This window comes from Nostoc sp. PCC 7107 (assembly GCF_000316625.1).
Lineage (GTDB): Bacteria > Cyanobacteriota > Cyanobacteriia > Cyanobacteriales > Nostocaceae > Nostoc_B.
In genome coordinates, this window is the sequence record NC_019676.1 from 5,999,091 (window position 1) to 6,021,780 (window position 22,690).

The window sequence follows — 22,690 nt, forward strand, 5'->3', positions numbered from 1 at the left end:
TGCATCAATCTTATTTGTAACAAAATCTGTAACAGCAATGGTATTTGAGCTTTTACTCGACTAGATTGGTGAAAAATCTCCGGGTAATCCCTGAATGTAGGGGTAATGTTGCTGAAAGATATACGGGACTATCAAATTCTATTTCTGGGTTCATTTCTAGCCTTGGGAATTGGCACAAGGGACTGGACACTGCGACCAGAAATAATTGCTGTGGCGATCTCATCTTGTTTATCAACGCAGTGGATCTTGTCACTGGTAAATCATCAAGAACCAAAGCTAAATCTGCGTAGTGCGTTGATTACTGCCCTTGGACTCAGCTTACTATTGCGGGTTGACCATTGGGCAACAATGGCATTAGCCGCAGTCAGTGCGATCGCTAGTAAATTTTTCTTGAAAGTTGGCGATAAACATTTCTTCAATCCTGCCAATTTTGGCATTATCACAGTCTTAACTCTCACCTCCGATGCGTGGGTATCACCAGGACAGTGGGGCGAAGAATGGTGGTATGGGCTATTATTTGCCGGGACTGGCGGCCTGATTCTGCAAAGAGTTGGTCGCTGGGATACCACGGCAGCTTTTTTAGGTTCCTACTCTCTACTAGAAGCTCTACGCAACCTTTATCTAGGTTGGACTTGGGATGTGTATTGGCATCGCTTAATGAGTGGTTCCTTACTGCTGTTTGCCTTATTTATGGTGACAGATCCGCGCTCCATTCCCAACGCCAAAATCGGGCGTGTTATTTGGGCTATCTGCATCGCCAGCTTAACTTTCATCCTGCGAAATAATTTCTTCATCTCCACAGCCGTATTTTGGTCATTGTTTGCCCTTGCACCATTGACCATTGTGATTGATTGGCTGTGGTCATCTCCCAGATTTTCTTGGTTGGAGCAGATGAAACAAGGGAAGGAACAACAAATGACCAATGACAAAGAACAAATAACTATTGACTCAGCACTTTAAAAAAGAGGTATAAAATGAAGCGATTTCGACTGATAATTTCATCATTAATCACAGTATTAGCTGTGCTGTGTTTTGCCCCGACAGCCTGGGCATTTTGTGGATTTTATGTCGCCAAAGCCGATAGTAAATTATACAACCAAGCATCTCAAGTAATTTTGGCGCGGGATGGCGATCGCACCGTGTTAACTATGGCTAATGACTTTCAAGGCGAAGTCAAAGATTTTGCAATGGTTGTACCTGTGCCAACAGTCTTAAAAAAAGAGCAAGTCCGCATTGCTCCACCCAAGATTGTCGAACGTTTAGATGCTTTTAGTGCGCCGCGCTTAGTAGAATACTTTGACTCTGATCCTTGTACTGAATACGACAGGGTACTTAACGAAGCCGTACCCGCGCCAGCAGCTAGAGCTAGAGCCGGAGCAGCCAGAGGTAGTGCGAATGATTTAGGCGTAACAGTCGAAGCACGTTTTAACGTCGGCGAATACGACATTGTGATTTTGAGTGCTAAAGAATCCGGCGGACTAGAAACTTGGCTCAATCGCAACGGTTACAAAATTCCCAGGGGTGCGAAACAGCTACTTAAACCATACATTCGCTCCGGGATGAAATTCTTTGTGGCGAAAGTCAACCTCGATAAATTTGAGCAATCTGGCTATCAGTTCCTCCGTCCCCTACAAATTTCTTACCAATCACCCAAGTTCATGCTGCCCATTCGTTTGGGCATGATTAATGCCAACGCAGCCCAGGATTTAATTGTCTATGTCCTATCACCCAAAGGGCAAGCAGAAATCACTAACTACCGCACCGTGAAAGTTCCCTCTGATGCCAATATTCCTGTGTTTGTTAAAAATGAATTTAGTGATTTCTACAAGTCCATGTTCCAAACGGCATATCTCAAAGAAGACAGAAAGGTAGCTTTTTTAGAATACGCTTGGGATATGAGTAGTTGCGATCCTTGTTCAGCCGAACCCCTTAATCAAGAAGAACTCAAGCAAGCAGGTGTATTTTGGTTAGATAATAATGCCAATGATGACGTAACAGCGCCACCAAACTTCCGCCGTCGTCCGTCGTTTTCTAGTAGCAACGTATTCATAACCCGATTGCACGTCCGCTACACCCGCGACAAATTCCCAGAAGACCCAATGTTTCAAGCCACCTCTAATCAAGAATCTTTTCAAGGAAGATACATTTTACAGCATCCCTTTACAGGCGACCTCAAATGTCAAGCTGGTAGAGAATACAAGCGGTCTTTACCCAAGCGGTTTGAACAAGAAGCCCAAACTTTGGCAAAGCTTACCAATTGGAATATCCAAGATATTCGCCGCAGAATGAAGTTGAGTCTGGGTGATTTGAATTATTCTTGGTGGGAAAATTTCTTATCCTGGCTGGGAATGTAGTTGAGCAAAGCTGGTTATACGGGTGTAAGGTTTTTGAACACTACACCCTCACACCCCTAAACCTCTGACTAAAACTATTAATTGGTCGTTGCACTGCGTAAGTCCTATTGTTGTAGGTAAACACTAGCAGCATGGAGAGCAAGACCCAATCCCCAACCTAGTAGGGGGTAAATTGCCCAGAAGTAACCAGGACTAACTACCAAATTCAACACAATTAAAAAGAGATTAACCACAAGAAAGCTAATCAAATGAGGCTTGATTTTTTGTAGGCGGTGAGAGTTAGATGTTTGCCGCCTTTTCATGATTTCTTTCTCCTGTTGCCATTGTTGTTGTGCTGTTTGCAGGCTGACAAATGAAATACCAAGCTCTGCGGCCATTTCTTGTAACTGCTGTTCGGAAAAATCTTCTTGTTGTTTATCAGCCATTGCTCGCTGAAGAATCTGCTGCACATCTTCTGGGCGAAAGGAAGTCATAGATTTATGCTCCTAGATTCCATTAGGGATGATGACAGAGTTACCAAGAATTTCTTTTTGGCGTTCCATCTCTCGCCATCATTGTGCAAATTAAAGTAGAGTTTTGTGCTTTCAGAACTTTTTCAGAATATTTCACAGGAATTAATTGATGACTTTTTGCACTCTGGCCCTAGCTGTATCAGTCAGCTTGGTGATAGGAACGGGTTTGGTGGCTGCGGCTAAACCAAAAACTGGCATATTGCCATAAATTGCTTCGTGATGTCCTGGTTCGATGATGTAAGTTTCGTGCCAAATCCCGACACTGCCATCATTACCAACGGCTTTGTTAAAACGCTGCCAAGCAGGTAAATGCAGATCAGACGGATTACGGGCAAAGTGTTCTAAATCTTCTAGCGATCGCCAGTATGATACCATCACAGCCGATAACGGAGACAAATTAAAAAACTGTTCTCCACCCAAAAAGCCTTTTTCGGGATGCTCACGTAAGGTTTTCAGCATAGGAGCCATTGCTTGAGCCACAGGTAGCCACTGGGAAAAAGACCAAAATTGGTTAACACGCATCCCAATCAAGAAAACTACAAATGGTGAGTCTACTTCAGCCGTGAAGCGTCCTGGCATTACTTTTGTCATGACTAGATTCTCCTTATCTTGTTTATATTCAATTATTATATTATTCACAAAGTTGAATATAGCTTACATGATATATTCAACTTTGTGAATATGTCAACAAAAAACTATGGCTTTAGCCCATGCAATTTTGTCAGTATTGATAAATAGCCCTTGTAGTGGTTATGACTTAGCTAAAAGGTTTGATCAATCTGTAGAAGGTTCCGTTGGTTTTTTTTGGGAAGCCAGCTTTCAGCAGATTTATCGAGAATTAAATCGCCTCGAAGAAAAAGGCTGGCTGCAAGCGGAAAAAGTCTTGCAAGAAAACCGCCCAGATAAAAAAATTTATTCCGTTACAGACTCAGGCAAACAGCAGTTATGTGATTGGATTGTGGAAGCTGAAACTGCAACCCCATTAAAAAATGATCTACTTGTCAAGCTATATGCTGGATATTTAGTCAAGCGTGAAACTATCGTGTCAAAACTAGAAACTCATCGCCGTGAGCATCACCAAAGACTCGCTGTTTACCAAGAAATTGAGAAAAAGTTCTTTCTCAAACCCCAAGAGTTACCCGATGATTGGAAATTTAAATATGTCACCCTCAGATGCGGAATTCAGTCTGAAAACGCCTGGTTAGCTTGGTGTGACGAAATGATTACTTTTTTAAGCAGTCCTGCTGACACAATTGATTTGAAGTACTAAATAAATCTTGAATCTTCTAGTCAAGAAGATTGTCTATCCATAACATAAGGTTAATATTTGGAGTGTCATTGTAAGCAATACTTAGAATATTCTTGCTATTTTTTTGTCAAAATTGCCATCATGGAACTCGATGAAGAGTTACGCAACTTAGTTACTCAAGCCTGCGGCTATCCTCCAGGAAATCCGCAGCGTCAAAAGCTGCTGACCAAAATCATTCGGTTAATTTCAGGCAGACTTTGGCGAGAAAGTACTCCCTATTATCAAGATGCTTTGCAACAAACTTGGTTGTATTTCTGTCGGAATATTTGCGATGGTTTAACTGGTCAGACCTATGACCCGACTTATGGTACTGTGGTCACTTGGTTAAATGCTTATCTCAAACGCAGACTCCAAGATTTTTACCTCAACCATCATCGAGAACAAGCCTTAACGCTTCCTCTACAAGTACGGCAGTCTTGGTCAAGTGGAAATACAGAAACTATTGATTTTACAGACAATCTTCAGGCGACACCCCAAGTCCCGCCAATTCTCGAAAATGTCGAAACATGGGCAAAGGCTGATGCAGATGGAGAATTACGCAGTATTCATATCAAAGGTCGCCCAGATGTGACTTGTCAGGTCTTGATTCTCAAACGCTTACCGCCCGAAGTTAGTTGGAAAGAACTATCAGAGGAATTTGAATTACCTATTCCTACCTTAAGTAGCTTTTATCAGCGTCAATGTCTGCCACGCTTGCGAAAATTCGCGGAATCAGAAGGTATTTTATGAAGGTATAAGGTTGTAGGTGAGTTTAGACTTGTTACCGTTAGTGTTAGTGACCTGAGCAGCGTCAGCTTTCTTGTGATACCACAGGTGTTCCCTATATGTACTTGGCTTAGTCTATTAGATATTACTTTGCAAGTATTTACTTCATCTTTATGAATCGCTAAAAATATAGTATAAATAGTATCAGGCATTATTTGAGATTTTTCCATTTATCTGTAAAAAAATTAAATTTATTACCGTAAGATTACTTAATTAAATGAATTATATGTCACTTAAAAACATTAAGACTTGAGATAGAATTATCGGTTGTGGGTCAGATCATTTTGATTGGTTGGCATTTTGCAACTCCCTTGATATGTAGATTCCCGCACACCTTGAATTTGATTGATTCATCAAAGTTTCCCGATCGCACAAAATTTAATTGAATATTCCCCCAACTCCCCTGAACAACATGAGTTGACCAAGGTTGTGCAAATTTCCAGGTCTAAGATTGGTTTGGCTCCTGGGATTTGGCATAGTGAACAAAATATGCTGTTAGTGCCAGTAACGTTTCCCCTAGGTTCAGCAAGTATAGAGTGAAACCAGATGACTAACTCTCGCCATCAAGAAAATCAATTTAAATACCGCACCCGTGTGCGGATGTGGTTGTTGATTTTAAGTCGTGGCTGCATTCCCTTGTTAGGAATCGTGTTAGTAGGAATTATTTTGGGCATTTGGCGGTTACAAAGTTTTGTCCAAAAAGAGTTAGCGCCGTTAGCAGAACAAAGTCTGACCAATACCATTAACCGTCCGGTGAAATTGGGGAAAGTTACCAATTTTTCACTGACAGGGGTCAATTTTGGGGCTTCGGAAATTCCCGCCACACCTACAGACCCAGATAAAGCATCTGTGGCGGCTGTAGAAGTAGGTTTTAATCTGTGGCAATTAGTTTTTCATCGTCAACTCAAGCTGGATGTCACCTTAGTTAATGCTGATGTCTACATTGAACAAGACAAGCAAGGACGTTGGGTTAGCACTACCATTGCGCCACCAGGTAAAAGCGGATTAATTAAAACTGACTTAGATAATCTGCGGCTACGCAATGGCAAGGTAATACTACTAGCTCATCAAAGTGTTGGCAGAGTCACATCACCTGTAACATTTGCCCAACTTAACGGTTCTGCCCAACTAGTAGAAAATAACCAACTGGTAAAGTTTGATGTGGCGGGACTGGCAGAAACTGGTGGGAATGTCGCCATTAAAGGACAGGCGCTGACAAAAACTCTCGTTGCTGATCTTCAGTTGCAAGGAAAAGATTTACTCGCCGCTAATGTGACTAACTTGGTGAAGTTACCGCTGAACTTACAAACAGGTAGAGTCAATGGAGACTTGCAAATTAAACTAGCGCCAGAGCAAACTCCTTTGTTATATGGCAGTGCAGATTTACAAAAAGTCACACTGCAAATTCCCCGCGTACCTCAACTGTTAAGCAATACAGAAGGGGATATTTACTTCAAAGGTACAGAAATACGGCTCGATAATCTCAATACCGACTATGGCAAAATTCCCTTAGTTGCTAACGGCATTATTGATAGTCAAGTAGGCTATCAGTTAACCGGGCGGATTAAAACAGTGAGTATTGCCAATGCTCAAACCACACTCAAGTTGAAACTACCTGTACCTGTAGCTGGGCAACTCAAAGCTGACTTACAAATCACAGGCAAAGCCACCAACCCCATTCTTTCGGGTGCTGTAGCCACAATTAACACTGCCCGGATTGATAAAGTTAATTTTAAAAGTATTACGAGTAAGTTTGAATTTTCGCCGAATGCAGCCTTGTTAACTTTGAGAGATATTCAAGGTGAGACTACTGTTGGTGGAGAAATCATCGGGGGAGGTAAAATCGCTCTGGGGAAAACGCCCCAACTGAATTTGAATTTTACCGCCAAGAATATTGGTGGAGATGCGATCGCCAAAATCTATAGTTCTAGCCAGACTTTTCAAATTGGTAAAGTCGCCGCCATAGCCAAAGTCACAGGTACTCCCAACAACGCTAGAACTTTTGTACAGTGGCAAATACCCCAAGCCACATACCCTGGTAGAGGTGAAGCTATTATCACCAGCGATCGCACCGTCTATTTCCAAAATGTTGCCCTGAGAGTTGGTCGTGGTGTAGTCCGGGCTGTGGGCAGATATGCTAATGAACGTTGGCAAGCAGATGTTACAGGTGATGGCGTACAGTTAGAATCTTTTGTTAACAAAAATCAACTGCAAAATATTTCCTTAGATGGGGCAGAATTTAACGGGCGGTTGATTTTAGCGGGTACTAGCGGGCCATTCCAAATTGCCTCAATTCGCACTCAAGGCGCAGCCGTGCAGATTGCGGGTGGGGCGATCGCTATTGCCAGTGTCCAACTCCAAAACCAAAACTTTGCCGCGCAATTAGTTGCCAATAATATCAACTTAGGACGTATTCTCAAACAAGCTCCCCCGGCTTTGCAAGGGCGCTTGGCTGGGACATTCCAAATCGCGGGGAATCGAGATAACCTCAGCTTGAAAACTATTAGTGGTACTGGTAAAGCTAATCTCAGTGTTGCAGGTGGTACAGTTACAGCTACAAACATTCAACTGGCCAATGGAATTTATCAAGCGCAGTTGGTCGCCAATAATCTGGCGTTGCAGCAACTTACACCCAATACACAACAACTGCGCGGTAGATTAGCTGGTCAGTTTAATGTAGCTGGTTCGGTGGAATCCTTCAAGCCGCAAAATATTCAAGCCAGCGGTCAAGCTAAGTTAACTGTTGGCGGCGGGACAATTACCGCCGCAAATATCAAAGTTAATGATGGTCGTTATCAAGCGCAACTCCAAGCTAACAATGTGCCAGTGCAACGCTTGACCAAAGTCCCGCCGCAATTTCAAGGAGATTTAACAGGTCAATTAAATGTTGCTGGTTCGGTGACATCCTTTCAACCGCAAACTATTCAAGCCAGTGGTCAAGGAAAGTTGAATATTGCTGGGGGGACAATTACCGCCGCCAATATTCAAGTAAATAACGGTCGTTATCAAACGCAAATCCAAGCGAATAATGTACCGTTGCAAAAATTGGTCGCCGTCCCGCCACAATTTCAAGGTGCATTAACAGGTCAATTAAACGTTGCTGGTTCTGTTACATCCTTCCAACCCCAAACAATCCAAGCTAGTGGTCAAGGAAAGTTGAATATTGCTGGGGGGACAATTACCGCCACAAATATTCAAGTGAATAACGGTCGTTATCAAGCAGTAGTTGATGCAGCTGGTGTGCAATTAACGAAGTTGAATCAGCAATTGCGGGGTCAATTGGGCGGAAGATTACAAGTAGCTGGGGCGTTGGGTTCTGCCACATTGGCGAATGTGAATGCTTCTGGTAACGTGCAGTTATCCCAAGGTTTGCCGGGTTTAGAACGACCATTAACAGCGGCGATCGCATGGAATGGTGAGAAACTAGCAATTAATCAACTCACCGCCCCTGGTTTAAATGTGACTGGTGACATCGCCGCCAACGCCAACAAAGCCGGAATACCAGAAATTACCGCCCTAAATTTGAATGTCCAAGCCCAAGACTATAATTTGCAACAGTTACCGATTAATTTGCCTAATCAGGTAGCTGTGAAAGGCAAAGTAGATTTTAACGGTAGAGTTACAGGGAAGTTACCATTACCCAACGTCAACGGCAAAATTGCCTTACGCGACTTGGTAGTCCAGAACATCGCTTTTGAGCCATTGTTAACAGGTAGTATTGATTCAGTCCAAGGACGCGGGTTGAATTTAGATTTAATTGGCAACCGCGATCGCATTGCCCTAAATTTAGATGGCAATAATCGCCCCCAATCCTTCTTAGTACAGTGGCAAGATGCTGTAGCTAAAGGTCAATTTCAAGGCAATAATATCGCCCTGAATGTGCAGAATTTCCCCTTACAAATCTTAAATGTTTCTGTACCACCAGCCCTACGTTTAGGCACTGGGAAGGTAGCTGGGTTAATTAGTGGAGATTTGCAAGTAAATCCCCAAACATTTGTTGCCGATGGCAATTTAGCGATCGCCCAACCGAAAATCGGACGCATCCAAGGCGACCAGTTAACCGCACAATTCAACTATGCCAATGGCAAAGCTACTCTCACTAGTAGCAAATTTATCAAAGGTAGCAGTATTTATGCTTTTGCGGGTAGTTTCGGGCAAACTCCCAGAGGGCCACAACTCCAAGGCAAACTCAACGTTAGCCAAGGTAAAATCCAAGATGTCTTAGCCGCAGCGCAGATATTTGAAATCCAAGACTTTCAACGAGGCATATCAGAACCAGCTTATGGTACAGCCGCTGATTTAACTACCTACTCACGGGGTTTACCCAATCAACCTTTATTCGATCAACTGCGACGCTTGTACGAAATTGATGCAGAATTAGCCCAACAGCAACAACAACGGCGTGATTCTAATTACTTACCAGAACTAGCAGACTTACAGGGAACATTTAACGGGGAAGTGGCTTTAGATACCGCAACAGCCAACGGACTATCAGTGCAGTTTGATATTAACGGACAGAACTTTACCTGGGGGAAAGAAGGCGAAAGCGATCGCTTCTACAATGCTAAACAGATTATTGCCCAAGGTAGCTTTGAAAATGGTGTGTTGCAGTTTCGCCCGCTACGTGTGGAGTTAGACAGTGGTCTCTTAGCTTTTACCGGAAACATCGGCGGTAAAGACCAATCAGGTCAGTTGCGCGTTACTAATTTTCCCATCGCTTTAATTAATAACTTTGTCAAACTCCCAGTTGATATCACAGGTAATCTCAACGCCTCAGCAGCTTTAGCAGGCGGTATTTCCAATCCCCAAGCCCAAGGCGAATTAGAAATTACCAATGGAACCCTCAATCAAAAGCCTGTAGAATCAGCTACCGCCAGCTTTAGTTATATCAATGGCCGTTTAAACTTTGGCAGTAATGTTTCTGTGGCTGGGCCAGAACCAGTTAACATTACTGGCAGCATACCCTATCAGTTACCCTTCGCTACTACTGCACCCGCCAGTAATGAAATTAGCTTAGATGTGAAAGTCAGGAATGAAGGATTGGCACTGTTAAATCTTCTAACTGATCAGATAGCCTTTGAAAAAGGTGAAGGGGAAATTGACCTAAAAGTAAGTGGAACTAGACAGCGCCCAGAGTTAACAGGAATTGCCGCTGTCAAAGATGCCACTTTTGTAGCCCAAGCTTTACCCGGTAAAATCAGACGGGTAACAGGTAAGATTAATTTCAATTTTGACCGCATTGTAGTAGAAAGTCTGCAAGGTAGATTTAGTCGAGGTCAAGTAGTTGCGGCTGGTGAACTTCCTGTATTTAATAATGAGGAACCGTCAAATAATCCCCTCACTGTCAATCTTGAGCAATTAAATTTAAATCTCAAAGGATTATATAAAGGCGGCGCTAGTGGCAATTTACAAATTATTGGTTCAGCCTTAAACCCACTGATTGGCGGTCAAATTCGTTTATATGATGGTCAGGTTTTATTAGCAGAATCAACCAACACTAATCAATCTGCAACTAGCGATGCAGTCAAAGCCAACAAGCAAGATAAAACTGAGGCGAGAAATAATCCCAATACAGCCAGATTAAATAATCTGCAATTAACATTAGGTAACAACATCCAAATTACCCGTCCCCCGATTCTCAGTTTTCTAGCTACAGGTAATCTGACAGTCAATGGTGCTTTAAGCGCTCCCATACCCGATGGTACAATCCGGCTACAAAAGGGTGGAGTGAATTTATTCACCACTCAGTTTAACTTGGCTCGCGGCTATAAAAATACAGCGACATTTAGGGCTGACCAACCGCGTGATCCTATCTTAGATGTGCAGTTATTTGCTAAGGTACTTGATGCAGTTCAAATTTCCGAGTTCTCTAGAAGCAGTAGCACAGGTGGATTAGGTTCTTTAGAAAGTGTGCGAGTTGAAGCGAGAGTCCAAGGGCCTGCTAGTAAACTCAACGAAAATCTCGAACTCACCAGCAGTCCTTCACGCAGTCAAAACGAAATTGTTGCGTTGTTGGGTGGGGGATTTGTCGATACTCAAGGGCGTGCTGATAGCACATTAGGCTTAATTAATATTGCTGGTTCAGCTGTATTTAATAACTTTCAGACAACGTTTAATCAAATTGCTAATGCTTTTGGCTTAAGTGAGTTTCGCATATTTCCAACTGTGATTTCTGACAATCCCGAAGCTGGTAGAAACAGTTCTACATTAGAATTAGCCGCAGAAGCTGGTGTTGATATTTCCACGAAGTTTTCTATTTCCAGCATTAAAATTTTAACTGCCAATGACCCTTTTCAATGGGGGATAAATTACCGTATTAACGATGAACTACGGGTGCGTGCTTCTACTAATTTAGAAGATGACAGTCGGGCAGTTATTGAATATCAGACACGGTTTTAGATAAAAATAGCGGATATTTTGCCCCACTATCCATAACTACATAGCATTTCCTCATCTGCTGAAATACTAAATACATTGCTAATAAAATTAGGCAACTCCACCGAAGTTTGCTTGGAGGGAAACCCTCCTGGCAACTTCTCTCTGCGTTCAAAAACATTAGTTTTGTAACTCACTTAACCGGAAATCGCTATAAGACAGGCAATTTTCTCAATTTATATCAGTGAAAGGTAATAGTTAAAAGGATTACAAGCTTTGTAGATGCTATGTTTCATTTAAAAGTTCATAATATTTTTTTATCGATTTAACAAACAAGAATATTTGCTCCTATTGAGTTGTTAGCTCTAATATTTATGACATAAGTGGCTAAGGTACCTAGCTAAAACAACACAATCCATTCTCCAGATGTTGGAGATTTACATTACCTTACGCAACAATCATGAATTGGCTAACTAGTACGATAATTATTGGCATCTCTGCTGCTTTTGCCACTACTTTTGATGACAATTTATATTTGACAGCTTTTTTTGGTAAAGTTAATCGTCATTTTCGTCCACAAAATATTATTATTGGTGAATTTTTAGGGTTTACTGTACTAGTATTTGCTAGTCTTCCTGGTTTTTTAGGTGGTTTAATTTTACCCACAGCTTGGATTGGCTTGCTAGGTTTTTTACCTATAGCCATTGGGATTAATCATCTATTAACGCGAGAACAAGCGGAAGAAGCAGTACAAACTGTATCGGTTGATTTTTCGGCTTCTACAACCAAGCGCCCAAAAAAATCCCTATGGGCGACTTTACGCGACCGTCAAACTTACCGTGTTTCTGCTGTCACCATTGCAAATGGCGGGAATAACATTGGAATTTATGTACCACTGTTTGCTAGTAGTAATCTCCCAAGTTTGGGCGTAATTCTCTGTGTTTGCTATCTAACTGTGGGAATATGGTGTTTTCTATCTTACAATTTAACGCGTAATCCTCTGTTAGCTCCTATGCTGACTCGCTATGGTCGCAAAGTCTTTCCGTTAGTATTAATCTACTTGGGATGTTCGATTCTCATTAAGAGCGAATCATATCAGCTTTTCTCAGCGATCGCTATGTTTTCTCACTAAATTTAGCAAATATAGCAAAGTGCTGAATCAAAAGCACTTTCACTGCTTTATTTATAAATGTTTTCCCTTAATTGTGAAAAAACATGATAAGCTTCCATCTGTGATTTTCCCTGGGAATTATGCCGATTTTTCTGAACTTTAATCAAGTTATATTCAATATTTTCAGCGTAGATGGCAAAAGTTATATTAAATATTTCCAGAAAATGAATCACCCATTTACATTCATCTTGGGGTAATTTTTCGTAATAGCGAATTAAATGTGCAATTCTAATTTCTAGATGGCTGCGGGAATTTTGACAAATTAAGATAATTTTGAGTAATATAATCACCAAGGTTAATGGATGACCTTGAGATAGCAATAAAGTAAATAGCTGTGAAGGCTCTCGACCATTTTCGGTTGTCAGACAATCAATCAGACGATTACAGCTTCTCAGAAACAAGTTTTTATCTAAAATTTCTTCATCACACTCTGGTTTCCAGTTAGATAAATTTTCTGTTAGCTGGCGATTTAAAGTTTTGACAAAAGCTAGGTTTTTAACAGAAAAAAACAAGTACTTACGTACACTTTCTTTAAATTCTTTAAAGGTTTGACCCTGAGTTTGTTTAATAAATATATGGGCTAAATTTTCATAACTAAACGCACCTTTTTTAACGATAATCATTTTTATTAGACGCAAAACATTATCGCCCAAAATACTAGGATTTACATAGCGTGTATTACTAGAAGCAGCAGACTGAGAACGAGCAATATACATTGCTAATTCAAACTTAAAGGTGTCTTTCATTTGCTGAGAAAGTTGCTGGGCTGCTTCTTGTTGCTCTTTGGGGTTATTAGCATCAAGAGATTGAGCAACTAATAAATAAGCTGCATAACGATTAGCCCAATGGACTTTGCTTTTATGATCATGTTTGTTGGCAAATAATTTTAATTCTTGATAATCGTCACTTTTAACAAAATTTTCTAGCCAGCTTTTATAAATATGCAAACTGGTATAACTACTTTTTTTGCAGCTTATATCATAATTAATCAATAAGTTAATTAATTGTTGAATATATTCATGTTCTCTTTTAGATGCCCAGTTATTGACGATGATATAGCAGCAGCGTTTGATAGTATTGCGAAATTCCTGTTCGTTATTAGCTAACAGGAGTTTACGAATGATGGGTACAGTATTTAAACTTCCTGATTCGAGAAAATCGAAAAATAATCTTTTAAATTCTTGCAATACCTCTTCTGGTGGCTTTTGATTAACAATTTCCATGAAGAAGCCATATACTTTTTCTTGCCCAAGTTGGAGATTTAATGGCTGAAGATGGGTTTTAATAAAATTTGGCTCTTCTAAATCCGTAAATAAGCTATGAGTGGTCATGGAAGTTCTCAAGACCAATGAAGTGTATGAATCTATTATTTATTAGATTAACTTTGTCAGCCACCAGTATCAATCAAGTTTTCAAAGATAAAGTAATTTTTTGAATGAGTTTTGATGAATTTACTTAAATTTTCTTCAAGATTCAATTGAAAAAACTAAATTTTTCGGGGGAATTACGGAAACAAGGCTGAAGCAGCAAGATGACGAATCAAGGGTAAAGACTGAAATTTTACAAAGAAAAGGTGAAATACCGGAACTGGATATAGGGCTTTTAGGTGTAGGAGAGGGCAGTTAATTTTATAGCTCGTTTAAATTAAGTGCGATCGCCACCAGCACTCTCATCCAAAAAAGCTGACGATAGCTTTTAAGAGAGTAACCTTTCTTAAATGAGTTGCCGTGGGTCTAGGGGTATGGGGTGGCAGCAGACCCAGATTGAAATTATGGCCGCTACCATGCAGCACACCGACATACCCGATCGCCATTGCAGACTCACTGCCCACACACTCAAGTACTGACTCTGCACTACCTTGGGCCATCTCTTGCACCGCCGCGATGGGTTCAACACCCGGTCGTGTGGCAGCAAGAGCGCCACATAAACCCACGGACAGAGCATCAGTTGGCAATTGCTCGCTTACGGACTGAGATGCTGGTTGAAAAAGGATGCGAGCTTGTCCCACGGGATCAGATTTACCCGGTCATACAAATCGACATGTCCCGCGTTCGGAACGATGTAGAGATCCTTTGGCTCGGCTGCACGTTTATAGGCATCTTCGCTGAACTCCCTAGAATGCGCGTTGTCACCCGTGATGAACAGCATAGGACGAGGCGAAATCGTCTCAATGTCATTGAACGGGTAGAAGTTCATGAATTTGATGTTGCTGGTAAGTGTCGGGTGCGTTGTCCGTTTCGGCGATGAACCTTGGGGGGTGTATTCGCCCCTGGGAGTGCGGTAGAAGTCATAAAATTCAAGCTCAATAGCGGTGGAGTTCTCATTCAGTTCATGCACAGTTCCGCTTGTGTATTTGGTCTCCCCGCCCGTGAATTCTGCATAGCGTTGTTCAGCTGCCTCTGCGATCGCTTTCTTTCTCTGTTCAAGGGTCGTAGAATTTCTCAATCCGTTACGGTTGGCTGTACCCATATCGTACATACTGACCGTTGCAATGGCCTTCAGGCGCGGGTCAAGTTTGGCGGCGCTGATGGCAAAGCTCCCGCTACCGCAAATCCCAATAACGCCAATCCGCGCCCTGTCAACGAATGGCCTGGTACCCAGAAAATCGACCGCAGCACTGAAATCCTCGGCATAAATATCCGGCGAAACAACGTTGCGGGGCTGCCCCTCGCTTTCGCCCCAGAATGACAAATCAAGGGACAAGGTGACGAACCCTTGTTCAGCCAGTTTTTGGGCATACAGGTTTGCGCTTTGTTCTTTGACTGCACCCATTGGATGTCCAACAATGATTGCGGGATTCTTAGCGTTCTGACTCAAGGCTTTGGGAATGAAGAGATTCCCGGCAACCTGCATGTTGTATTGATTTTTGAACGTAATCTTTTGCATAGTTACTTTATCGCTCTTATAGAAGTTGTCCGCCCCCTTGACCACAGCAGACTGTTGTACGGGTGCTTGGGGAATTTTACGCGAGACTTGTGTTTTGTCTAGCGCGAATGCTGCCGTTGTACAGATCGCACTTATCAAGAGAGTTGGTATTAAAATACGGTATTTCATAATTTCTTCGTAGATGTAGATTTATCTAACGGGTTTACTTCAGTTAAATCGTTGTAAGCCGCTTTCTTGCTGTATCCGCTTTATTGCGATCGCAACTCGATCATTACTTCTACAGAACCCGGCACAGTCAATGCCTCGATGTCACCGTCAATTTTTCCGAGGATGACGAGTCCGTTTGAGTAGCCAAAATCGTTGTAATACATCGCCAAATTTCCCCAGGGAGCGTAATACGCGATATCTCCAACCGCAGGATCGCTGCCCGGAGGTGCATCTTCTGTCGATAATCGTCTTGGCAAATCACTAACTTTTTCGGTGTTTGCGTAGTCTTTCAACGTCAGCGTTAATGGCAGCAGGGAAATAAAATCCTGAGTAGTTTTGCTATCAATCAACGTCGCTGTCACAACTTCGTTTCTGATCCTGATGTTGATCTTCATGCTGTTTGCCTGCTCGGTTGATAGTTTAGTCGGTGTCTCTGACGGGGCATTGTTAGTCATCCTGGTATCGGCACGACAGGCTGAAGAACTCAGGGACATTGCTAAAGCGAGGAGCAAAATTAGCATTCGCTTCTGACCGTTTTTCCCTCTAGCAGGAAGGTATTTCAAAAGCATCAGGATCTCCCCTCATACTGCTCGTCGCTGACCTGTTCCATCCAGTCCACAGGGCTGCCGTTGAGCGCCTCGTGAATGGCAGTATGAGTCATGGCTGTAGTGGCTGTAGCTCCGTGCCAGTGTTTTACACCGGGTGGAATCCATACGACATCACCAGATCTAATTTCCTGAATTTGACCGCCCCACTGCTGAACACAGCCAATTCCATCCGTGACAATGAGGGTTTGCCCCAGAGGATGCGTGTGTCATGCGGTTCGGGCACCTGGCTCGAAGGTGACACTTGCGCCAGATGTGCGTGATGGATCGTGTGCTGGAAAAAGAGGATTGATGCGGACAGAACCCGTGAAATAGTCGGCAGATCCTTCAGTGGAAGGCTGCAAACCGTTCCGCGTAATCTCCACTTTCTGTAAGCGATCGCCAGATGAGACTTGTGTATGCCCTGCCTGGGCAAAACCCAAAGCCAATAAGGAAAATGCCATAGGCATCGTGAGACGTTTCATTTCTGTTCCTCCATTCTTGTGCTTAGTCAGGCAACGCTTTCCTACAGTGAGCGATGCCTACAGTGGATTGGGTGGGATGATGCTTCTTGTGCAATTCTGAGAAGCACTTGACCAAACAAACCTGAGTTTTCTCTTGGATAAAAGTCCAGACGCTTACCAAAAGCCAGAATCACTTTTCATTGCTTTAACTTCATTCTATGAATCCTGAAAGGCAAGCAATAGAACGATAGTCTAAGATAGTTGTACAATCCTGCAAACTTACACTCGTTTCAGATCAAGTCACGCTAGATTTTTATAAAGGGCTGGTATACCAAACCCTTGTCGAAGCTTGATGTATCCAAAAGTTTGTTTAAATCGGTATTAGAAATGAACGTTGTAAGAACGAGTGAAAAGTCCGGTAGAGCCTTGATGAATGACCTTCAGACTCTTCGCGAGGCAGACCGAGCGCAAGCCAACCGAGAGGAACTAACGGAGCGAATTGCTCAAGCGATTCGTACTGATGGAGCGATCAAGCCACTTTCTGGATTGCACTTCAACCGTTACTCTTCCCCTTCGGAATGCTTTCATAATGTCTCTATTCCTGCCTTTTGTGTGATTGCTCAGGGCAGCAAAGAAGTCCTTCTAGGCAGCGATCGCTATCAGTATGACCCAATGCATTATTTGCTGGGGACGGTCGAACTGCCGATTGCTAGCCGAATTCTAGAAGCAACCCAGGAAAAACCTTACCTGGGTCTTCGTCTCGATCTCGACCCTACCCTGGTTGGTTCAGTCATGGTTGAGGCAGGCTATCCTTCAGCCCAAAGGGGTGCTAGTGTCAAAGCGATCGATGTTAGTCCATTGAATACAGACCTGTTAGATGCTGTGGTGCGGCTTGTCAGACTGCTCGATTCCCCGGTTGAAGCACATGTGCTTGTACCCTTGATCAAGCGGGAGATTATCTACCGACTCCTGATGGGAGAGCAAGGTACTCGGCTGCGTCAGATTGCTGTTTTGGGTGGCTACACGCACTACATCGCTCTTGCCGTCGATCGACTACGGAAAGACTTCAACCAGCCGATCAAGATTGAAGACATCGCCCGAGAGTTAGGTATGAGTGTGTCAGGCTTTCACCACCACTTCAAATCGGTCACGGCAATGAGTCCCTTGCAGTTCCAGAAACAACTGCGACTTCAGGAGGCTCGCCGTCTGATGTTGGGCGAAAACCTTGATGCTACCAGTGCTGCCTACCGGGTGGGGTATGACGATGCTTCGTACTTCAACCGGGAGTACAAGCGGCTCTTTGGTGCGCCACCGATGCGCGATGTGGAACGGTTGCGAGAAGTTGTTAGGGAGACTGCTAGTTCAATATGAATGATCTTAAGTAGGTCGATGTTAAAAATTGTCGTTATGACAAGGCAGGAGGGAAGAGAGTTTTAGATAACTTTACTTTTTGTTACATAGTTCGGTTTATTTGCACAGTTCTGACTTGAAAATACTTTGCGCTGAAATTAAGCAGAAAAAATGACGGTACAGACTGTGTTTGACAATCCGAACTCAAGTAAAGACAGGTTATTTCAATCAGGCAAGCGTTGGCGACGCAGTTTCTAGCTGAGTCAGTGAAACTTCATATCCTAGTTTTTGCAAACGTTTAACTAAACGTTTTTTTGTCGCCTCTGGCTTTTGTTTATCGAAATAATCACCTCCTAAATCTTGATAAGTCTCCTGACGCAAAATTAAGTAGTAGGCGATTTTTCAAATCGAATGTGCAACAGCGATTATCGCACTTTTCCATCCAGGGCTTGTATGAGTTGCTCGCGTTTGTCTTTTAAACGCTTGGATGCCAGTTCAGCCATCAGTTGTGGGTTAGTTTCTCCCTTGACAATAGCATCCAGTATCATTCTTGCTGATACTCCCATGACATCTGATACCACTGCCGCTAGTTTGATATTCGCCCCTTCTAACACCTTTTGGACTCGATTGACTAACGTTGCTCGCTCACGAATGAAATTTGTCCGATGGCGAATCAAGTCACGCAAATCCCTTTGCTCTATCGGTTAAATTAAGTAAATTAAGGGCGATCGCCATCCTGCCATTAATTTTAAAATTGTATGTATACAGTTAAGCCTGCTTAGGGATACCAAGCAGGCTGTGTTTAACTTTATTTTTTAGTGGGGGTGGAGGGACTTGAACCCTCACGACCGTTTAAGGTCAACGGATTTTCATTCTCTTGCAGCTTTCACTACTACCTTCCGGTTTTGAGAATTGGACTCTCTCTTTACCCTCGCCTTGACGTTAGGGTAGCTCCCGTCGAGTCTCTGCACCTTCCCTTTAATTTTGGATTTTGGATTTTGAATTTTGGACTGAAGTGCAATCTAAAATCTAAAATTTAAAATCTAAAATTTTTGGGCTTGGCTCAGGATTGCCTTGTCTGAAACCAGATTTAGGTTTCCCTGAGTTTGAGAGCTTCCACTTGAAGAATTTCTTCCTCAAGGCTCAGTTTTCTAAGTCCGTAGCGTCTGCCATTCCGCCACACCCCCAAGTTTACTTAGGAGGCACTTGTTTTTTGGAGGCAGCAAACACCTCCTCATCTATTCCACCACTAATGTGCATTTTGTGCAACTAGATTTCAGAAATTTGTCTATTTTGAGCGATCGCCAATTTTTTTAGCAATCTTTTACTTCTGACAATTATCTTTAATCTTGGTGTGACAAGTACACTGATTAGATACTGGCTTTGCTATTGTAGCACCATCCTGAGTTTTGTCCAGGTAAAACTGCGGAATTTTTGCACAGTATGATTAATCGGACTTTCCTCAAGCTACGGGTTCAGCCTATGATGAGAAACAGATGCACCGAATGGCCTTGTCTACAAAGAGAAAAAACCTATGATCGTCGCCCTGCTGTATCTGATTTTGGCTGGAGCCTATTTATTAGTCATCCCTGTGGCTGTGATGTTTTACCTTAAGCAGCGGTGGTATGTGGCTACCTCTATTGAGCGTACTATTATGTACTTTTTGGTTTTCTTCTTCTTTCCCGGTTTATTGGTTCTGTCGCCGTTTGTGAATCTGCGACCACAACCGCGCAAAATAGAAGTCTAACGAGATTGGTAGGTCATAACTCTCATGCGACGCATCGACGCTCTTGTAATTGGTTTAAGTATTTTTATTGCTGGTGGCTTGGCTTATGTGGGATTACAGCTAGTTGGCGTAGATAGTCAACAAGCTGGGATATGGAGCCAGGCTGTCCTAGTGGTAATTGGCTTGATTGGTTGGGTAAGCACCTATGTTTACCGCGCTGTGAATAACAATATGACCTACCATCAACAACGGGAAGATTATGAACAAGCGTTTTTCCAAAAGCGCCTGGATGAACTTACGCCGGAAGAACTAGCGAAAATTCAAGCTGAAATTGAACAAGAAAAGCAATCTCAGGTGTAAAGTGATCATTTTATGAGTCAATAGTCAATAGTCATGGAAGAAGGGAACAGGTGAGTCAGCGCGGTCTTCTCCCAAAGGGAGAGGCTAACGCCCGCCGTAGGATGCCCAAAGGGCTGTAGGGGGTTTCCCCCATGAGCGACTGACGAACCCCGAAGGGGAAACAGGGAACAGGAAAATACTTTCTGTTCTCAATTCTAGGAGTAAGAGATATCAACTTTTATAAGGATGACCTGTTTTCTAGTTTCTTGTAAATTCTTTTGACTACTGACCCTTGACTTTTGATTTTTGACTAATGACCGCCATTTCCGATCGCTTTGAAACCTTAAAACGGAATCAAGAGTGCGCTCTGATTCCGTTTATTACTGCTGGTGATCCAGATTTAGCCACCACCGCCTCTGCTTTGCAAATTCTCGATCGCAGTGGTGCTGACATCATTGAACTGGGTGTTCCCTATTCTGATCCTTTAGCCGATGGGCCAGTCATTCAGGCGGCTGCTACTCGCGCTTTACAAAAGGGAACGAAGTTAGAAGCAGTTCTAGAAATGCTGCAAGGAATTACCCCCAGTTTGCAAGCGCCAATTATTTTGTTTACTTATTACAACCCAATTCTCCACCGCGGAATTGAAAAGTTTCTCCAGCAAATAGCCGCAGCGGGTGTCGCCGGGTTGGTAGTACCGGATTTACCCCTAGAAGAAGCCGCTGGGTTGCTCAAACCTGCTGGTGAGATGGGGATTGATTTAACTTTATTGGTAGCACCTACTAGCTCTAGGGATAGAATTGAAGCGATCGCTCGTGCTTCCCAAGGATTTATCTATTTAGTTAGTGTGACTGGTGTGACGGGGATGCGATCGCAAATGGAAGTGCGAGTATCAGATTTACTCCAGCAAATTCGTAATGTTACTGATAAGCCCATTGGGGTGGGTTTTGGAATTTCTCAAATTGAGCAAGCTCGTCAAGTCAAAGATTGGGGCGCAGATGCGGCAATTGTTGGTAGTGCTTTTGTCAAACGTTTGGCAGAAGGTACTCCAGAAGAAGGACTTCAGGCGATCGGTCAATTTTGCCAAAGTCTCAAATCTGCACTAGGAAAGGGGGGTAGGGAATGAAGCATAATTATTGACCATTGACTCTTGACCCATCACTTTCTTGCCACCTCAGAAAAAGTAGATTAAGAATGTATAACAGTGCAGTTTTTTTACCCTGGTTTAGTAGACAATTTGACATTTATGGTCTTGAATATTAACAGCAGATTGCAGGCTGTAAAAAACTAGCTGATACTGCCGCTTATACTTTAAGTGTTTAGGTGAAGTTGAGTAAGTAAAAGATTATGAGTGTGAGAGTGTGTCAGTCACAAATGATTACGTCGCAGTTAAGGGGCAAAGGCGATGAGTGAGAGTATGGCATTTATCGGTGGAGTCGCTGTAGCTGGGCTGGCGGCTCTTGTTTTGCTCAAGGGAACAAATAATCCCTTACAACCTAACTTCTCTGTCACCCCCCAAATACCCACTGTAGTTGCACCCCAGCTACAGCCACCCGTGCAATATCCTTCCACCTACGGACAACCTTATCCAACTACTCAGCCCCCCACTGCACCCAACCCTGAGCTAAGGGCAGAATTTGAGCAGTTAAAAGCTGAATTGAATCGTTTAAAAACCGATAATGAACAGCTAAGAGGGGCAAACCAACGACTATTTGATAATCAGAATGCTCAACAGTTGCTATTAGCACAGCAAAATAGCCAAAAAGTTGCTTCTGAAGTGTTACAACCTCAAAATGCTTGGTGGACATCCCCCATTGTTTGGGCTGTGGGAGGCGCGACGCTGACTGTTGGTGGTGGTATTGTCGTTGCTGGGGTCTTGGCTTTATTTGGGCCTCGTAACCGTCCGACTCGGACTGTACAGGTAATTCATCCTTATCAAGGTGGTTCTACAGCACCTTTGGTTCCTGTGCGTCGGGCTGAGTTTCTCCCGCCTTCTCGTCAAGAAGCTAGACGCGTTGAAGCACCAGAATACGACGAAATGCACTAGTCAGGAAATACTTGTTAATTAGATCAAGCATAAGGTGAAATCTTCGCCTTGATGCTTAATTTTTATCTTAATGTTCTAGTTAGAATAGTCTGTTTAAAATATATATCTCCATGTCTGATTATTCAGTCAAAACCGCGGCTCAAGAAACGTTTATTCCGACAATGCGTGAATTAGCGCGAGCCTATCAATCATTTTCCGCCTATTCAGAAGCTCATATACGACAATTTGACCTCACACCAGCACAATTTGATGTCATTGCAACTCTTGGTAATACATCTGGTCTGTGTATGGGAGAAATTGGTGAGAAAACTTTAATCACCAAGGGAACCCTGACAGGCGTGATAGACCGCTTAGAGAAAAAAAACTTAGTCCAGCGAGAAGTACCCGCAGACAACCGCCGTAGCGTGATTGTGAAACTTACCGATGAAGGGGAAGTCTTGTTTGAGGTGATATTTCCCGCCCATATCGCTTATCTCAAAGAACGCTTTGAGCGGATAGAAAAGTCTGAATTAGAACTATTGCGAGTGTTACTCAGTCGCTTGAATTTGGCTTTTCAGTCTATTTGACCGAATAATTTCTAACTAGAATTAAACTAATTAGAAAT

The 22,690-nt window shown here is 42.8% G+C and carries 22 protein-coding genes; 13 read left to right on the plus strand and 9 right to left on the minus strand.

Features of this window, described 5'->3' with window-relative positions; all coding sequences use genetic code 11:
* Nucleotides 1-105: 105 nt before the first annotated feature.
* The gene (locus NOS7107_RS25615; protein ID WP_015115848.1) at nucleotides 106-960 is read left to right on the plus strand and encodes an RnfABCDGE type electron transport complex subunit D; all 855 of its coding nucleotides are present in this window, start codon (nucleotides 106-108) and stop codon (nucleotides 958-960) included.
* 14 nt (nucleotides 961-974) lie between these two features.
* Entirely contained in the window at nucleotides 975-2,354 is a 1,380-nt protein-coding gene (locus tag NOS7107_RS25620; protein WP_015115849.1) for a DUF2330 domain-containing protein, read from the plus strand.
* A 104-nt stretch (nucleotides 2,355-2,458) separates the two neighbouring features.
* Here the strand turns inward: NOS7107_RS25620 and NOS7107_RS25625 are convergent, their stop codons facing one another.
* Nucleotides 2,459-2,827, minus strand: a complete 369-nt coding sequence (locus tag NOS7107_RS25625) for a 2TM domain-containing protein (protein WP_015115850.1) — start codon at nucleotides 2,825-2,827, stop codon at nucleotides 2,459-2,461.
* Nucleotides 2,828-2,968: 141 nt separating this feature from the next.
* Nucleotides 2,969-3,457 carry a DUF4188 domain-containing protein gene (locus NOS7107_RS25630; RefSeq protein ID WP_015115851.1) on the minus strand — a complete coding sequence of 163 codons (489 nt, stop codon included), beginning with the start codon at nucleotides 3,455-3,457 and terminating at the stop codon, nucleotides 2,969-2,971.
* 106 nt (nucleotides 3,458-3,563) lie between these two features.
* Between NOS7107_RS25630 and NOS7107_RS25635 the strand changes: the two genes are divergently transcribed.
* The 4 genes from NOS7107_RS25635 to NOS7107_RS25655 all read left to right on the plus strand — a co-directional run bounded on the left by NOS7107_RS25635 (nucleotide 3,564) and on the right by NOS7107_RS25655 (nucleotide 12,447).
* Nucleotides 3,564-4,136: a PadR family transcriptional regulator gene (locus tag NOS7107_RS25635; protein WP_015115852.1), complete on the plus strand. Its 573-nt coding sequence runs from the start codon at nucleotides 3,564-3,566 to the stop codon at nucleotides 4,134-4,136.
* 117 nt (nucleotides 4,137-4,253) lie between these two features.
* Complete coding sequence (locus tag NOS7107_RS25640) at nucleotides 4,254-4,904, plus strand: hypothetical protein (protein WP_044501149.1); 651 nt, start codon at nucleotides 4,254-4,256, stop codon at nucleotides 4,902-4,904.
* Nucleotides 4,905-5,486: 582 nt separating this feature from the next.
* Nucleotides 5,487-11,339 (plus strand): translocation/assembly module TamB domain-containing protein, encoded by a 5,853-nt coding sequence (locus NOS7107_RS25650; protein ID WP_015115854.1) that lies wholly within the window; start codon nucleotides 5,487-5,489, stop codon nucleotides 11,337-11,339.
* 436 nt (nucleotides 11,340-11,775) lie between these two features.
* Nucleotides 11,776-12,447 (plus strand): cadmium resistance transporter, encoded by a 672-nt coding sequence (locus tag NOS7107_RS25655; RefSeq protein WP_015115855.1) that lies wholly within the window; start codon nucleotides 11,776-11,778, stop codon nucleotides 12,445-12,447.
* 47 nt (nucleotides 12,448-12,494) lie between these two features.
* Here NOS7107_RS25655 and NOS7107_RS25660 read toward each other — a convergent pair whose 3' ends face one another.
* From NOS7107_RS25660 to NOS7107_RS29570, 5 genes are all read right to left on the minus strand, one after another.
* Nucleotides 12,495-13,817, minus strand: a complete 1,323-nt coding sequence (locus NOS7107_RS25660; RefSeq protein ID WP_015115856.1) for a hypothetical protein — start codon at nucleotides 13,815-13,817, stop codon at nucleotides 12,495-12,497.
* A 338-nt stretch (nucleotides 13,818-14,155) separates the two neighbouring features.
* Nucleotides 14,156-14,440, minus strand: a complete 285-nt coding sequence (locus NOS7107_RS25665) for a hypothetical protein (RefSeq protein WP_172641470.1) — start codon at nucleotides 14,438-14,440, stop codon at nucleotides 14,156-14,158.
* Nucleotides 14,441-14,448: 8 nt separating this feature from the next.
* Nucleotides 14,449-15,540, minus strand: coding sequence for an alpha/beta hydrolase (locus tag NOS7107_RS25670; RefSeq protein WP_015115857.1), 1,092 nt, complete (start codon nucleotides 15,538-15,540; stop codon nucleotides 14,449-14,451).
* 80 nt (nucleotides 15,541-15,620) lie between these two features.
* Nucleotides 15,621-16,034, minus strand: a complete 414-nt coding sequence (locus NOS7107_RS25675; RefSeq protein ID WP_172641471.1) for a cyclophilin-like fold protein — start codon at nucleotides 16,032-16,034, stop codon at nucleotides 15,621-15,623.
* Nucleotides 16,035-16,147: 113 nt separating this feature from the next.
* Nucleotides 16,148-16,381, minus strand: coding sequence for a cupin domain-containing protein (locus tag NOS7107_RS29570; protein ID WP_301281006.1), 234 nt, complete (start codon nucleotides 16,379-16,381; stop codon nucleotides 16,148-16,150).
* 133 nt (nucleotides 16,382-16,514) lie between these two features.
* On the opposite strand from NOS7107_RS29570, the gene NOS7107_RS29200 reads away from it, so the two are divergent.
* Nucleotides 16,515-16,748 carry a hypothetical protein gene (locus NOS7107_RS29200; RefSeq protein ID WP_216594419.1) on the plus strand — a complete coding sequence of 78 codons (234 nt, stop codon included), beginning with the start codon at nucleotides 16,515-16,517 and terminating at the stop codon, nucleotides 16,746-16,748.
* Between the two features lie 218 nt (nucleotides 16,749-16,966).
* On the plus strand, nucleotides 16,967-17,998 hold the full coding sequence (locus tag NOS7107_RS25685; RefSeq protein ID WP_253274485.1) for an AraC family transcriptional regulator: 1,032 nt from the start codon (nucleotides 16,967-16,969) through the stop codon (nucleotides 17,996-17,998).
* 207 nt (nucleotides 17,999-18,205) lie between these two features.
* Here NOS7107_RS25685 and NOS7107_RS28845 read toward each other — a convergent pair whose 3' ends face one another.
* Entirely contained in the window at nucleotides 18,206-18,358 is a 153-nt protein-coding gene (locus NOS7107_RS28845; protein WP_157374151.1) for a hypothetical protein, read from the minus strand.
* Between the two features lie 44 nt (nucleotides 18,359-18,402).
* Nucleotides 18,403-18,663, minus strand: a complete 261-nt coding sequence (locus NOS7107_RS25690; RefSeq protein ID WP_157374153.1) for a hypothetical protein — start codon at nucleotides 18,661-18,663, stop codon at nucleotides 18,403-18,405.
* A gap of 848 nt (nucleotides 18,664-19,511) precedes the next feature.
* Between NOS7107_RS25690 and ndhL the strand changes: the two genes are divergently transcribed.
* From ndhL to NOS7107_RS25710, 5 genes are all read left to right on the plus strand, one after another.
* Nucleotides 19,512-19,724, plus strand: coding sequence for an NAD(P)H-quinone oxidoreductase subunit L (gene ndhL / locus NOS7107_RS28215; RefSeq protein WP_015115860.1), 213 nt, complete (start codon nucleotides 19,512-19,514; stop codon nucleotides 19,722-19,724).
* Nucleotides 19,725-19,748: 24 nt separating this feature from the next.
* The gene (locus NOS7107_RS25695; protein WP_015115861.1) at nucleotides 19,749-20,063 is read left to right on the plus strand and encodes a DUF3007 family protein; all 315 of its coding nucleotides are present in this window, start codon (nucleotides 19,749-19,751) and stop codon (nucleotides 20,061-20,063) included.
* A gap of 292 nt (nucleotides 20,064-20,355) precedes the next feature.
* Complete coding sequence (gene trpA, locus NOS7107_RS25700; RefSeq protein ID WP_015115862.1) at nucleotides 20,356-21,165, plus strand: tryptophan synthase subunit alpha; 810 nt, start codon at nucleotides 20,356-20,358, stop codon at nucleotides 21,163-21,165.
* 279 nt (nucleotides 21,166-21,444) lie between these two features.
* Complete coding sequence (locus tag NOS7107_RS25705) at nucleotides 21,445-22,086, plus strand: cell division protein ZapB (RefSeq protein ID WP_015115863.1); 642 nt, start codon at nucleotides 21,445-21,447, stop codon at nucleotides 22,084-22,086.
* A gap of 110 nt (nucleotides 22,087-22,196) precedes the next feature.
* Entirely contained in the window at nucleotides 22,197-22,652 is a 456-nt protein-coding gene (locus NOS7107_RS25710; protein ID WP_015115864.1) for a MarR family winged helix-turn-helix transcriptional regulator, read from the plus strand.
* Nucleotides 22,653-22,690: the final 38 nt, after the last annotated feature.